Genomic DNA, 13,470 nt, shown 5'->3' on the forward strand with positions numbered 1-13,470 from the left:
CCCGCCCCTGCCCCGGCCCGGCTAGTGCGAGGGGCGTTCGGGCGGCGCAGCTGCCGGGGCGGGCGGCGCATCTGGCGTGGGGCGTGCCGCTGCTGCGGGCGCTCAGGCTGGCTCGGTGACGAAGTCGATCAGGCGTTCCATGGCGTTGATCAGGGGAGTCTCCACGTCGGCAAAGCTGTGCACCCGGGACAGGATGTGCCGCCACATGTCGGCCGGCTGCGCTACCCCGAGTGCCGCGCAGACGCCCTCCTTCCATGGCCGTCCCGGCGGCACCACCGGCCACGCCGCGATGCCCAGCGCCGCTGGCTTGACCGCCTGCCAGACATCCACGTACGGGTGTCCGGTCACCAGCACGTACGGCGAATTCACGCGGGCCACGATCCGGCTCTCCTTGCTGCCCGGCACCAGGTGGTCGACGAGCACGCCGAGTCGTCGGGTCGGGCCGGGGCCGAAGTCGCGTACCTCGGTGTCGAGGGCGTCGATTCCGTCCAACGGCTCCACGACCACGCCCTCGATCCGCAGGTCGTCACCCCAGATCCGCTCGACCAGCGCGGCGTCGTGGATGCCCTCGACCCAGATCCGGCTGGCCTTGGCCACCTGCGCCCGAACGTTCTCCACCGCCACTGAACCGGACGCGGTCCGCCGACGCGCCGCCGGCACCGATGCGCGGGTCGGGCGGCGCAGCGTCACCGGTCGACCGTCGAGCAGGAACGCCGCCGGTAGCAGCGGGAAGTTGCGCCGTCGGCCATGTCGGTCCTCCAGCACCACCGCGCCGGCCTCGAAGCCCACCACCGCTCCGCAGAATCCGGAGTCGGCATCCTCCACTACGAGATCCGCTTCGGCGTCCACCTCGGGGGTGACCTTCCGCCGCCGCCAGTCCCCCGCCAACACGTCCTCGCCGTATCGCCCCGCCATGTCGATCACGCTAACTCCCGCGCCACCGGCCCCGCCTCCCGACACACCGCCCCACACCGCCCCCCACTCCGTCGATCATGGAGTTGTGGTGCCTCACGGAACGCTCGTAACCGGCAGCTGTCGCCCACCACGAGGGCATGATCGACGAAGTGGGGGGTGGGGACGCGAACGGCGGGGCGGGCGAGGGGGTGGGCGGGGATGCGCGAGGGGCGGGGATCGGGGCGAAGGGGGCAGTTCGGGGCGGGCCGGGCGGCGGGAGCGGCAGTCGAGACAGGGCCGGTCATGACCACGTACCCTTTCGGCATGTCCACCCCCGCAACGGGCGCGGCCACACTCGCGCCGCGCCGGTCGAGCCGGTTCGTTGCCTGGGTGCGCGCGTGGCGCGCCGGGTTGGTGCCGTACGACGAGGTCGCCGACGCCATCGCTGGCGACGAGGAGCATCTCGTCGCGGACGCCCCCGGCACCTGGACCGACGTCCCGCTGGGCGCCGCGCTGCCCACCCTGGCCAAGCTCTCCCCGGACGACATCCGCCTGGTGCTGCCCGCGCCGGGCGATCCCCGAGGGCTGCCCGGCCCTGGCGACTTCGCCGGTGCGGCACTGGTGACGGGCGAGGCGGTGGTCGCCGGTGGGCTCGGGTTGATTCCTCAGGTGCGGATGCACACCTCCGGCTCGGGGGACTGTTTCGAGACGGTGCTCTGGCGGGTGTACCCGTTGCCGGCCAACGCGCCGGCCGCCTCACTCGCACTGCCTGGTGCCGCCGAGGCGGAGGCCGAACTGGCCGCCGCACTGGCCGAGACGACCGCCGCGCTGACCCGTCTCGACGTTGCCCAGTGGCGGCCCGAGTTGGCCGGTGCGCTGGCGGCGCTACGCCGCTCGGACGGCGCCACCGACCTGCCACCGGGCTTCGACCCGCGTGCCCGCCGACTCTTCGCCCGGGCCGCGGTGCTCGACCGGGTGCTCGCGTTGGCCGGGCACGCCGCGCCGGGTGGCGCGATCAACAACTACGAGGCGCAGCAACGGGACGCGGCTCTTCGTCCGCTCACCACGGCCTGCCGCCAGGCCCTGGTGGCCGCCTGCAACGCCCCACTGCGCCCCTGACGCGCCAGCCGCACCACCGCACCACCGCACCCCCACCGCACCCCCACCGCACCCCCACCGCGGCAAAGCCGGCCCGGCCTAGGCATGATCGTGCTCGATCCGGGATGTAGTGGCCTCCGGGGGGAGGGTGAGCACTACTTCCTGGTTGCAGCGCGATCATCACCGAACCAGCAACCGGCACGAAAGCCGACAGCGCGATGATCAGATCTCGTCGAGCAGGTCCGCGACCGAGTTGATGATCCGGGACGGGCGGTACGGGTAACGCTCCGCCTCGGTGCGGCTGCTGATTCCGGTGAGCACCAGGATGGTCTCCAGCCCAGCCTCCAGGCCGCACAGGATGTCGGTGTCCATGCGGTCACCGATCATCGCGGTGCTCTCCGAGTGCGCGTTGATCGTGTTGAGCGCCGAGCGCATCATCATCGGATTCGGCTTGCCGACGAAGTACGGCTCCACCCCGGTCGCCTTGGAGATCATCGCGGCGACCGACCCGGCGGCGGGCAGAGCGCCTTCCACGGACGGGCCGGTCACGTCGGGGTTGGTGCAGATGAACCGGGCTCCATCGTTGATCAGACGGACGGCCTTGGTGATCGCCTCGAAGCTGTAGGTGCGCGTCTCGCCGAGCACCACGTAGTCCGGGGCGAAGTCGGTGAGCACGTAGCCGACCGCGTGCAGCGCCGTGGTCAGCCCGGCCTCACCGATCACGTACGCGGTGCCGCCCGGCCGTTGATCGGCAAGGAACTGGCCGGTGGCCAGCGCGGACGACCAGATCGCCTCCTCCGGCACGTCCAGCCCCATCCGGGTGAGCCGGGCCGTCAGGTCACGCGGGGTGTAGATCGAGTTGTTGGTCAGCACCAGGAACGGCTTGCCGGAGGCACGCATCCGTTTGATGAACTCGGGTGCGCCGGGCACCGGCTGGCCCTCGTGCACCAGCACGCCGTCCATGTCGGTCAGCCAACTCTGCACGGGCTTGCGGTCATGCATGATGATCCTCAGGGGTCAGGGGCGACGGGTCGGCACGCAACAGACGGTCGCGCAGGTGTCCCACATCGGCAGCTCGCCCAGGCGGCGGCGCAGCTGCACACCGTCCGGGTCGGTCCGCTCGGTGACCAGCTCACGCACCATTGCCACGAAACGCGGGTCGGTGCCCGGGGTGGCGGCCCGGACGAAGTCCAGGCCGCGCTGCTTGGCCGTGTCCAGCGCCTCGGTGTCCAGGTCCCACACGACCTCCAGGTGGTCGGAGACGAATCCGATCGGGCTGACCACCACCCCGGTGGTACCGCCCTGCGCGAGGGCGGTCAGGTGATCGTTGATGTCCGGTTCCAGCCACGGCATCTGCGGCGGGCCGGAGCGGCTCTGCCAGACCAGGTCGTACGCCAGGTCGGGTGCGGCGGCCGCGGCCACCAGCCGGGCGCTCTCGTGCAGTTGCGCCTCGTACCGGCCGCCGTGCGGGCCGGCGTTGGCCGCCATGGAGGTGGGGATGGAGTGGGCGGTGAAGACCAGCCGGGTGGTGTCCCGCTTCGCCGGGTCGAGCTGGCCCAGGGCCGCCCGGACCGCGTCGGCGTGCGGCTCGACGAAGCCGGGATGGTCCCAGAACTGACGCAGCTTCTCGATCACCGGGGCGTCCGGGCCGACGGCGGCCCGCGCGGCGGCGATGTCCTCCTGGTACTGCCGGCAGGACGAGTAGCCGCCGTACGCGCTGGTGACGAAGGCCAGCGCCCGGGTGACCCCGTCGTCGCGCATCTGCGTCACGGTGTCCGCAAGCATCGGGTCCCAGTTGCGGTTGCCCCAGTAGACGGGCAGGTCGACACCGTGTGCGGCGAAGTCGGCGCGGACGGCGGCCAGCAGGTCTCGGCACTGCTGGTTGATCGGGGACACCCCACCGAAGTGCTGGTAGTGCTCGGCGACCTCGGCCAGCCGCTCGGGCGGCACACCCCGGCCCCGGGTCACGTTCTGCAGGAACGGCATCACGTCCTCGGGCCGCTCCGGCCCGCCGAAGGACACCAGCACCACCGCGTCGTACGACATGGGGTCATTCTTGCCGGTCGGCCGGGACCACCGGGCGACGCCCCCTGGACCGGACCCGTGGGTCACGCGTCCGGCGGTCGGGGGCGTCGTCGGAGGAGCGTCAGGAGCCGATGGCGTGGTAGCCGCCGTCGACGTGGACGATCTCGCCGGTGGTGGCCGGGAACCAGTCGGAGAGCAGCGCCAGGCAGGCCCGCGCGGCGGGCTCCTGGTCGGTGAGGCTCCAGCCCAGCGGGGCCCGCTCGGCCCAGGCGTCCTCGAACTGGTCGAAGCCGGGGATCGACTTCGCGGCGATGGTGCGCAGCGGCCCGGCGGCGACCAGGTTGCTGCGGATGCCCTGCTTGCCCAGGTGCAGCGCCAGGTAGCGGGACGCCGACTCCAGGCCGGCCTTGGCCACGCCCATCCAGTCGTAGACCGGCCACGCCTTCGTCGCGTCGAAGGTCAGGCCGACCACCGCGCCGCCGGGCGACATCAGCGGCAGTGCCGCCATGGCCAGCGACTTGTACGAGAAGGTGGAGACGTGCAGGGCGGTCGCCACGTCCTCCCAGGGGGCGTCGAGGAAGCCGCCGCCGAGGCAGCTCTGCGGGGCGAAGCCGATCGAGTGCACGACGCCGTCGAGCCCGTCGACGTGCTCGCGCACCCGGTCGGCGAGGCTGGCCAGGTGGTCGGTGTTGGTCACGTCCACCTCGATCACCGGCGCCGGCTCGGGCAGCCGCCTGGCGATCCGCTCGACCAGGGAGAGCCGGCCGTAGCCGGTGAGCACGACCTGCGCGCCGTTCTCCTGAGCGAGCTTCGCCACCGAGAAGGCGATCGAGGCGTCGGTGATGACACCGGTGACGAGCAGCCGCTTACCGGCGAGCAGTCCGGACATCCGGGGGTTCCTCCGTACGTTGTCGAGAAGCGCTGATCAGTGGCCCATGCCGAGGCCGCCGTCGACCGGGATAACGGCGCCGGAGACGTACCCGGCGCTGTCGGAGGCCAGCCAGGTGACCACTCCGGCGACCTCGTCCGGGCTGGCCATCCGGCCGGCCGGGATCGACTTGCGGATCTCCGCCTTGCGGTCCTCGGGCAGGCCGGCGGTCATGTCCGTGTCGATGAAGCCGGGCGCGACCACGTTCGCGGTGATGTTGCGGCTGCCCAGCTCGCGGGTGATCGAGCGGGCCACGCCGACCAGACCGGCCTTGCTGGCGGCGTAGTTGACCTGCCCGGCGCCGCCGGCGAGGCCGACCACCGAGGAAATGAAGATCATGCGGCCCCACTTGGCGCGGAGCATTTTGCCGGAGGCCCGCTTGGCGACCCGGAACGCACCGGTGAGGTTGGTGTCCAGCACACCGGTGAACTGCTCCTCGGTCATCCGCAGCAGTAGCGTGTCGGCGGTCATGCCGGCGTTCGCGACCAGCACCTCGACCGGCCCCAGCTCGGCCTCGACGGCGGTGAACGCGGCGTCGATCGAGGCCGCGTCGGTGACGTCGGCGCGTACGCCGAACAGCCCTTCCGGAGCCTCGCCGCTGCGGTGGGTGACCGCCACCCGGTCGCCCTGCTTGGCGAAGGCCTGCGCGATGGCCAGGCCGATCCCCCGGTTGCCCCCGGTCACCAGCACGGTACGGGCCACTGTTCCCCCTTGCGAATGGTCAGCACGGACGCGTCGGAGCCTAGGCGTTACCGGCAGGTAAGCGCTAACGGGCATCGCGTCACACTGGGGTACGACACCGGAATCAACCCCTGGTGGCACGCCTCGCGGCGGGGTCGGCCCGTAGCCTCCCGGTGGTGAATTGGCAACCGATCGTCGTGGCCCTGCGGGCGCTACAGCAGACCCTGCTGGGCCCGGACGCCCCGCCCGGTCGACCGCTGGCGGCCCGCTGGCCCCGGCTGGCCCGATACGCCACCCCGGTCGGGCTGCTCGCCGCGCTCGGCCTCTTCTGGATCACGCTCAGCGTGGAGAGCGACTGGGGCCTGCCGACGCCGATCGCGGTGCTGTTCGCGGCGATGACCGTGGCGCCGCTGCTGGCGCTGCCCCGACGTCCGCTGCTGGCCTGGCGGCTGACCGTGCTGGCCCTGCTGGTGTGCACGTTCAACGCGCCGACCGACTTGCCCGGCCCGTGGACCCCGCCGCTGGCGCTCGGGTCGATCGCGGTGGTCGCGGTGGTCGTCGCGCGGGTCGACCGGCCGGTGCTGGCCTGGCTGGTAACGATCACCATGGTGCCGGTGCTCACCCTGGTTCACGCCGAGAACCGGGCCGCCGTCCTGGCGCTACTCGGCGCGCTGGCGATCGTCGGCGACCTGATCCGGCGTAACCGGCTGTCCCGGCACGCGCTGGCCGCGCAGACCGAGCTGAGCGAACGGGAGCAGGAGCGCCGCGCGGTGCTGGAGGAACGCACCCGGATCGCCCGGGAGATGCACGACGTGGTGGCCCACCACATGTCGCTGATCGCGGTGCAGGCGGAGACCGCCCCGTACCGGCTGACCAACGTGCCGGCGCCGGCAGCCGCGGAATTCGTCGCCATCGCCGCCTCGGCCCGCGACGCGCTGAACGACATGCGGCGGCTGTTGGGAGTGCTGCGCAGCGAGTCGGCCGGGCCGCAGACCGCCCCGCAGCCGGACCTGGCCGACCTGGGCGCGATGGTGGACGCGGCGTGCCGCGCCGGCATGCCGGTGACCCTGGACGCCGGGCCGGTGCACGACGGACAGGTGCCCGCGCCGGTCGGGCTGGCCGCGTACCGCATCGTGCAGGAGGGCCTGGCCAACGCGGCCCGGCACGCGGCCGGGGCCACGGTGCGGGTCACCGTCCGCGCCGATCGGTCCACCCTGGGGGTACGCGTGCAGAACGCGCCGCCCGACGACGGGCACGCCCGGCCGGAGACCGAGGTGGGCGCCGGGCACGGGGTGACCGGCATGCGGGAGCGGGCCACCTCGTTGGGCGGTACGTTCACCGCCGGGCCGCTGCCCGACGGGGGTTACGCGGTGGCGGCCGAGCTGCCGTACGACGCGGAGGGCGGAAACCGATGATCCGGGTGCTGATCGCCGACGACCAGGCGATGGTCCGGCAGGGCTTCGGTGCGCTGCTCGCCGCCCAACCGGATCTGCTGGTGGTGGGTGACGCCGCCGACGGCGCGCAGGCCGTCGCCGCCGCCCGCCGGCTCGACCCGGACGTGGTGCTGATGGACGTGCGGATGCCGGTGCTGGACGGGCTGGCCGCGACCCGCAAGCTGCTCGGTGACCGGTCGGCGCAGCGACCCCGGGTGCTCATCCTCACCACCTTCGATCTGGACGACTACGTGTACGAGGCGCTGCGCGCCGGGGCGAGCGGCTTTCTGCTCAAGGACGCCCCGGCGGCCGATCTGGTGCAGGCGGTGCGGGTGGTGGCGGCCGGGGACGCGCTGCTCGCTCCGGCGGTCACCCGCCGGCTGATCGCTGAGTTCGCGGCCCGTCCGGACCGCCGCCGGCCGCGCCCCACCGACCTGGCCGGGCTCACCCCACGAGAGACCGAGGTGCTGCGGTTGATCGCCCGGGGCCGCAACAACGCGGAGATCGCGGGTGACCTGGTGGTGGCCGAGCAGACCGTGAAGACGCATGTCGGGCGGATCCTGACGAAGCTGGGGCTGCGCGACCGGGCCCAGGCCGTGGTGCTGGCGTACGAGACGGGTCTGGTGGCCGCCGGCGAGTAGCTCCGTGGAGCCAGCCCGCAGATGGCTCCCCGGAACGACGACCGGGCACCGCCCTCCCGCGCACTCTCCCTCCGGACGACATTCCGGAGGGAGAACGTGATGCGACGACGAGGTGCCAGCCGGGTGGCTCTGGCCGCGCTGCTCGGCGTGAACCTGGTCCTACCGACCCGACCCGAGCCGGTCGCGGCGGCGGGGTTCGTCGAGGCGTACCCGGTCATGGCGGCGGCGATGCGCGCGGCCGGCCCCCCGTACGCGGACTGGGTCGCCGACGGGCGTCGGTTTCTGCTGTTCGACCCGCGCGGCGACGGCCGCGCCGTCGAGGTGCTCGGCGACCTGGCCGGCGCGGACCGGATCGCGGTGCTGGTGCCCGGCGTGGGCAGCACCCTCGCGGACTTCGACCGGGGGTTGGGCGGGGTGGCCCACCGGGCACCGGCCGTGCAGGCCGGGCAGCTCTACCAGGAGCTGCGGGCGGGCGACCCGGCGGCGCGGGTCGCGGTGCTGGCCTGGCTCGGCTACGACCCGCCCGACGGGGTGTTGACCGCCGCCGGCGGTGTCGGCGCCCAGCGGGGCGCGGCCGGGCTGGCCATGCTGCTGCGGGAACTCGCGACACGCAACCCGGCGGCGACGATCACGCTGGTCGGGCACAGCTACGGGGCGCTGGTGGTGTCGCTGGCGGCCACGGACGCCCCGGCCCAGGTCACCGATGTGGTCAGTCTGGGCGGTGTCGGTGCCGGGGTGCAGCGCGCCGACGATCTGCACGGGCGGCGGTTCTGGGCGGCCGAGGCGCCCACCGACTGGATCCGTCGGGTGCCGCCGGTGCGACTGCCCGGCCTCGGCTTCGGCCGTCGCCCCGGCGACCCGGCGTTCGGTGCCCGGCCCCTGCCGGTGGGTGGCGTGGCCGGGCACGACAGCTACCTCGCGTCGGGCAGCGCCACGCTGGTCGCGGTGGCGGCAGTCGTCCTGGGCGCCGCCGACGCCGACCGGGTCGGGGACGCCCGATGAGCCGCGACCGCACCGTCGACGCGCTGCGGGCGTACGCCATCGGCGGGGTGGTGCTGGGACACTGGCTGGTCACCGGGCTGGTGCTGACCGGTGACGGTGGGCTGCACCAGGCCAGCCCGCTGACCGCGGTGCCCGGTCTGGCCCCGGTGACCTGGGTGTTGCAGACGCTCGGGTTGTTCTTCTTCACCGCCGGGTTCGGCTCGACCCGGTCGCTGGCCCGCCACGGGGGCGGCCCCGGCGGTTGGCTGGCCCGTCGACTGCGCCGGCTGCTGCTGCCCACGGTGGCGCTGCTGGGGATGGGCGCCGCCGTGCTGCTCGCCGCCACCGTCGTCGGCACCCCGGATGACACGCTCACCGTCGCGCTGCGGCTTGCGGTCAGTCCGTTGTGGTTCCTGGTTCCGCTGCTGTTCCTGGTCGCGGTGAGCGGCCCGCTGCGCGCCGCCGTACGCCGATGGGGGGTCGCGCGATGCGTCGCACCGGTGGTGGCGGTGGTCGCGGCGGCCGACCTGGCCGTCCGCCTGCTGCCGGCCGGCACCGACCTGCCACCGGTCACCGTGGTGGTGGCCTGGTCGGTGCCGTACCTGCTGGGCGTCGCGCACGCCGATGGGCGGTTGGACGGCCGGCGGGCGGCGGGCACGCTCGCGGGCTGCGGGGCCGCCGCGCTGGCGGCGCTGCTGGCGCTGGGCTACCCGGTGAGCGCCGTCGGAGTGCCCGGGGACGGGGTGTCCAACCTGAATCCGCCGTCGCTGCTGGCAGTGGCGCTGGCGGTCACCCAGGTCGGGTTGGGGCTGCTCGCTCGGCCGGCGCTGGAACGGCTGGTGGCCCGGCCGCTGCCGGGCCGAGCGGTGACCGAGGTGAACCGTTCCGCAGTCCGGATCTATCTGTGGCACCAGCCGATACTGGTGGCGGTGACCGCACTCACCGCCCGCAGCGGGCTGACCCTGCCCGGGTTGCACACCGTGCCGGACGACCCGGACTGGGTGCTGGCGCGCTGCTGCTGGCTGCCACTGCTCGCCGCGGTGCTGGTCACCGTGGTGCGAACGGCCCAGCCGGCCGGTCATCTGAGGAGTCGGCGCCAACCGGGCGGTGGAGGGGTCGCCGGCCGCTCGGCCGAGTGCGTCCCGTCGGCACCGCAGGTGTACGATCATCAACGTTCCGGCCCGCCCGACTTGCAGGAGGTGATCGCTGTGCGAGATAGCGATCCTCCCAGTCGTGGCCGGGCCGATGGTCAGCCCCGCTGAGTCACGACTCAGTCTGGTGAGCTGACCCCGCTCCGCTCCCCACCGCTTCGGTCCAGGCCGAGGTGCGTGTGCCGCGCCGCCCGATCCCGGGCGGTCGTCGGGAGCCGCCCGGTCACGACTTCGTGTGCGCGTCCCCACCCCCTGCGGTCCGCCCCCGCAAACGGACCGTCCAGCCGCCACCCGGAGCCGTCCATGAGCCGCTACGTCGCCCCGCTGGGCTTCACCCTCGCCGCCGTCTGGGTGGCCATCGTCTTCGTGCTGGCCGGCGGCGGTCACTGAGTCAGGCCAGCCGACGGCGGTCACTGAGTCCTGCTGGCCGGCGGCGGTTGACCACCGCCGGCCCCCCGCTCAGAGCATCCGCGACGACCAGAGCAGGCTGAGCGCACCGGCACAGAGCGCCAGCAGCAGCGCCACCCCCGCGTACCACTGGGTCACCTCACGCGGCTCGGTGCGGAATCCGATCGAGCTGCCCATGTCCTGATAGACCTGCTTCAACTCGCTCACCGAGGCCGCCTCGTAGAAGTAGCCCTCGGTGGTCTCGGCAAGCTCGGCCAGCGCCAGCCGGTCCACCGGCACCCGCTGCAACTGCCCGCCGATGTCGACCTGGCCGGTGTCGGTGCCGAAGGCGATGGTGGAGACCGGGACGTTGGCCGCCTGCGCTGCCGCCGCCGCCTCCTCCACCGACCGGCCGGACGTGCGGAACCCGTCGGAGAGCAGCACGATCCGCGCCGGCGGGATGCCCGCCGCGCCGTCGGCCGGCACCGACCGGATCGCCTCCAGGCAGGTGAACACCGCCTCGCCGGTCGCGGTCGCCTCGGCCAGCACCAGCCCGTCGATGGCACTGGTCACCGCGCCCCGGTCCTTGCCCGGCGGCACCAGCACGTTGGCCGCCTTGGCGAACGACACGAGCCCCAGGTTGTAGCTCGCCGGCAGCTCACTGACGAACTGCTTGGCCGCCTCCTGCGCCGCTTCCAGTCGGTTCGGTGCCACGTCGTCGGCCTGCATCGACAACGACACGTCGATGGCGAGCATCACGGTGGCCCGCTCCAGCGGCTCCTTGGTGTCCACTGCGGGCCGGGCCAGTGCGGTGGCCAGCACCAGCAGGCAGAGCAGGAACGCGGTCGCTGGGACGTGCCGACGCCAGCCGAGCCCCTTCGGCGCCACCGTACGCAGCAGGTCCACATTGGTGAACCGGATCGCGTACGCCCGGCGGTGCAACTGCCGCCAGACGTAGAACGCGGCGAGGGCGAGCACCGGCAGCACAGCCAGCAGCCACCACGGTTGCATGAAACGGATCATCGTGTCGTCCCCCGGGTGCGCGCGTGCCGCTGCGCGGCAACGAATCGCACCATGTCCAGCAGCCAGTCTCGGTCGGTACGCAGACGCAGGTGGGCCGCGCCGGCGCCACGCAGGGCGGCGGCGATCGCGGCCCGTTGGGCGGTGGCGGCATCGGCGTAGCGCTGCCGCAGCCGCGGGTCGGCGGTCTGCACCTCGTGCAGCTCACCGCTTTCCGGGTCGACCACCGGCAACACGCCAACGTCGGGCAGCTCCAGCTCTCGCGGGTCGATCACCTCGATCGCCAGCACGTCGTGGCGGACCCGCAGCTTGCGCATCGGCCGGGCCCACTGCTCGATTGGTGCGAGGAAGTCTGAGACCACCACGGCCACCCCGCGCCGGCGGGGCGGACGGTTGAGCATCTCGATCAGGGCACCGAGGTCACCACGGCCAGGCTGGATGGTGGTGCCGGCGACGGCACGCAGCAGGCCCTGCGCCTCCTTGCGGCCGGCACGGGCCGGCAGCCGGGTGAGCACCCCGGGCCCGGTCGGCGGCGGTCCACCTCGCCAGCGCCGGGCCGGCGCGGACGCACCGCCGCCGGTGCCGATCACGGCACCGATCCGGTTGCCACCGCGCACGGTCAGATGGGTGATGGCGGCCGTGGCGGCCACCACCACCTCCCGCTTCAGCCATTGCCCGGTGCCGAAGTCCAGGCTGGCGGAGAGATCCAGCGCGAGCCAGGTCTCCAGCTCCCGGTCGGCGACCGTACGCCGCACGTGCGGTGTCGTGGTCCGCGCGGTGACCGGCCAGTCCATCCGGCGCACGTCGTCGCCCGCGCGGTACTCCCGCGACTCACCCGCCTCGCTGCCCGGTCCGGGCAGCAGACCGGCGTAGTCGCCCTGGAGCAGACCGTCGAGCTTGCGGGTGACGAGAAGCTGCAACCGGGACAGCACGGCCTCGCTGCGGTCGGGGGCGGGGCGAGGGGTGGGTGAGGTCACGGGCGCTGCCCGGGCCAGCCAGCGCCCGGCGGGGGCACGGTCGACGACGGGGTGGCCTGCTGCCGGGGAGAGACCGCCGGAAGCGGGATGGTCGACATCACCCGGTGCACGATGTGGTCGGCCGGCACGTCGTCGGCGAGCGCGTCGTAGCTGAGCACCAACCGGTGCCGCAGGATGTCCGGGGCGATGTCCTGCACGTCCTGCGGCAGGGCGTAGTCACGCCCACGCAGCAGCGCCAGCGCGCGGGTCGCCCGGACCAGACCGAGCGAGGCGCGCGGGCTGGCCCCGTACTGGATCAGTTGCGCGACGTCGGGCATGCCGTGCTCGGCCGGGGCGCGGGTGGCCAGCACCAGCCGGACCGCGTAGTCGACCAGGGCATTGTGTACGAAGACCTGGTCGGCCTTGCGTTGCAGGGCGATCAGCTCGGGTGTGTCGAACACCGCGGTCGGCTCGGGCGCGGCCACGCCCATCCGGTAGACGATCTCCCGTTCCTCGACATCGGTCGGGTAGCCCACCACGATCTTCATGAGGAACCGGTCCCGCTGCGCCTCCGGCAGCGGATAGACGCCCTCCTGCTCGATCGGGTTCTGGGTGGCCATCACCAGGAACGGCTCGGGCACCCGGTGGCTCTCCCCGCCGATGGACACCTGCCGCTCGCTCATCACCTCCAGCAGCGCGGACTGCACCTTCGCCGGAGCCCGGTTGATCTCGTCCGCGAGCAGGAAGTTGACGAAGACGGGGCCCAACTCGACATCGAACTTTTCGCTCGACTGCCGGTAGATCCGGGTGCCCATGATGTCGGACGGCACCAGGTCCGGGGTGAACTGCACCCGGGCGAAGGATCCGCCGACGACCTTCGCGAGAGTCTCCACCGCCAGGGTCTTGGCGACCCCGGGCACCCCTTCGAGCAGGCAGTGACCGCGGGCGAGCAGCGCGACGAACATCCGCTCCACCATCCGGTCCTGCCCGACGATCACACGTTTGATCTCGAACAGCGCCCGCTCCAGCAGGGTGGCGTCCTGCGCGGGCGTGGTCACCGGCGCAGGTGTCTGCGGTGCCGCCCCGTTCGGCGTCGGGGCGTCGGGCATGGTCGGCTGGGCCACCGGTCCTCCACAGCGTTGGTCGGTCGTCGCGGCTCGTGCGGTATCAAGACTCGCACGCCTTGCTGAGTGCCGAGGTGGGGAGAAGCCGATTTTCGCCGCGCCGTCCGGAGCAGCCGAATTGCGCATCGCGGGTGTGCACGGACCGGCCCGT

13 protein-coding genes are annotated in these 13,470 nt (G+C 73.1%); 5 read left to right on the forward strand and 8 right to left on the reverse strand.

Translation table 11 applies throughout. The features are described 5' to 3' along the window. Window positions 1-102: 102 nt before the first annotated feature. Window positions 103-915 (reverse strand): DUF3097 domain-containing protein, encoded by an 813-nt coding sequence (locus OG811_RS00915; RefSeq protein ID WP_406071376.1) that lies wholly within the window; start codon window positions 913-915, stop codon window positions 103-105. Between the two features lie 303 nt (window positions 916-1,218). Between OG811_RS00915 and OG811_RS00920 the strand changes: the two genes are divergently transcribed. Beyond that, window positions 1,219-2,013 (forward strand): hypothetical protein, encoded by a 795-nt coding sequence (locus tag OG811_RS00920; RefSeq protein ID WP_406071377.1) that lies wholly within the window; start codon window positions 1,219-1,221, stop codon window positions 2,011-2,013. Between the two features lie 201 nt (window positions 2,014-2,214). On the opposite strand, the gene OG811_RS00925 is transcribed toward OG811_RS00920, so the two are convergent. From OG811_RS00925 to fabG, 4 genes are all read right to left on the reverse strand, one after another. Further along, window positions 2,215-2,994, reverse strand: coding sequence for an HAD-IIA family hydrolase (locus tag OG811_RS00925; protein ID WP_406071379.1), 780 nt, complete (start codon window positions 2,992-2,994; stop codon window positions 2,215-2,217). Between the two features lie 15 nt (window positions 2,995-3,009). Continuing rightward, window positions 3,010-4,038, reverse strand: coding sequence for a ferrochelatase (locus OG811_RS00930; RefSeq protein ID WP_406071380.1), 1,029 nt, complete (start codon window positions 4,036-4,038; stop codon window positions 3,010-3,012). A 100-nt stretch (window positions 4,039-4,138) separates the two neighbouring features. After that, entirely contained in the window at window positions 4,139-4,906 is a 768-nt protein-coding gene (fabI, locus tag OG811_RS00935) for an enoyl-ACP reductase FabI (RefSeq protein ID WP_406071382.1), read from the reverse strand. 36 nt (window positions 4,907-4,942) lie between these two features. Next, complete coding sequence (gene fabG / locus OG811_RS00940) at window positions 4,943-5,647, reverse strand: 3-oxoacyl-ACP reductase FabG (protein WP_406071384.1); 705 nt, start codon at window positions 5,645-5,647, stop codon at window positions 4,943-4,945. 155 nt (window positions 5,648-5,802) lie between these two features. Here fabG and OG811_RS00945 point away from each other — a divergent pair, with 155 nt between their 5' ends. The 4 genes from OG811_RS00945 (at window position 5,803) to OG811_RS00960 (ending at window position 9,943) form a co-directional block, all read left to right on the forward strand. Beyond that, entirely contained in the window at window positions 5,803-7,041 is a 1,239-nt protein-coding gene (locus OG811_RS00945) for a sensor histidine kinase (protein WP_406071386.1), read from the forward strand. After that, on the forward strand, window positions 7,038-7,700 hold the full coding sequence (locus OG811_RS00950; protein WP_406071387.1) for a response regulator: 663 nt from the start codon (window positions 7,038-7,040) through the stop codon (window positions 7,698-7,700). Before OG811_RS00945 ends, OG811_RS00950 begins: the two co-directional genes overlap by 4 nt. A 99-nt stretch (window positions 7,701-7,799) precedes the next feature. Then, window positions 7,800-8,702: an alpha/beta hydrolase gene (locus tag OG811_RS00955; protein ID WP_406071388.1), complete on the forward strand. Its 903-nt coding sequence runs from the start codon at window positions 7,800-7,802 to the stop codon at window positions 8,700-8,702. Then, on the forward strand, window positions 8,699-9,943 hold the full coding sequence (locus OG811_RS00960; protein WP_406071389.1) for an acyltransferase: 1,245 nt from the start codon (window positions 8,699-8,701) through the stop codon (window positions 9,941-9,943). Before OG811_RS00955 ends, OG811_RS00960 begins: the two co-directional genes overlap by 4 nt. Window positions 9,944-10,291: 348 nt before the next feature. Here the strand turns inward: OG811_RS00960 and OG811_RS00965 are convergent, their stop codons facing one another. The 3 genes from OG811_RS00965 to OG811_RS00975 are packed head-to-tail and all read right to left on the reverse strand — an operon-like array spanning window position 10,292 to window position 13,319. Continuing rightward, complete coding sequence (locus tag OG811_RS00965) at window positions 10,292-11,242, reverse strand: VWA domain-containing protein (RefSeq protein ID WP_406071391.1); 951 nt, start codon at window positions 11,240-11,242, stop codon at window positions 10,292-10,294. Continuing rightward, the gene (locus tag OG811_RS00970; RefSeq protein WP_406075437.1) at window positions 11,239-12,234 is read right to left on the reverse strand and encodes a DUF58 domain-containing protein; all 996 of its coding nucleotides are present in this window, start codon (window positions 12,232-12,234) and stop codon (window positions 11,239-11,241) included. Before OG811_RS00970 ends, OG811_RS00965 begins: the two co-directional genes overlap by 4 nt. Next, complete coding sequence (locus tag OG811_RS00975; RefSeq protein WP_406071392.1) at window positions 12,213-13,319, reverse strand: AAA family ATPase; 1,107 nt, start codon at window positions 13,317-13,319, stop codon at window positions 12,213-12,215. The genes OG811_RS00970 and OG811_RS00975 overlap by 22 nt, the downstream gene beginning before the upstream one ends. Window positions 13,320-13,470: the final 151 nt, after the last annotated feature.

It is taken from the genome of Micromonospora sp. NBC_01638, assembly GCF_045209745.1.
Classification (GTDB): domain Bacteria; phylum Actinomycetota; class Actinomycetes; order Mycobacteriales; family Micromonosporaceae; genus Micromonospora.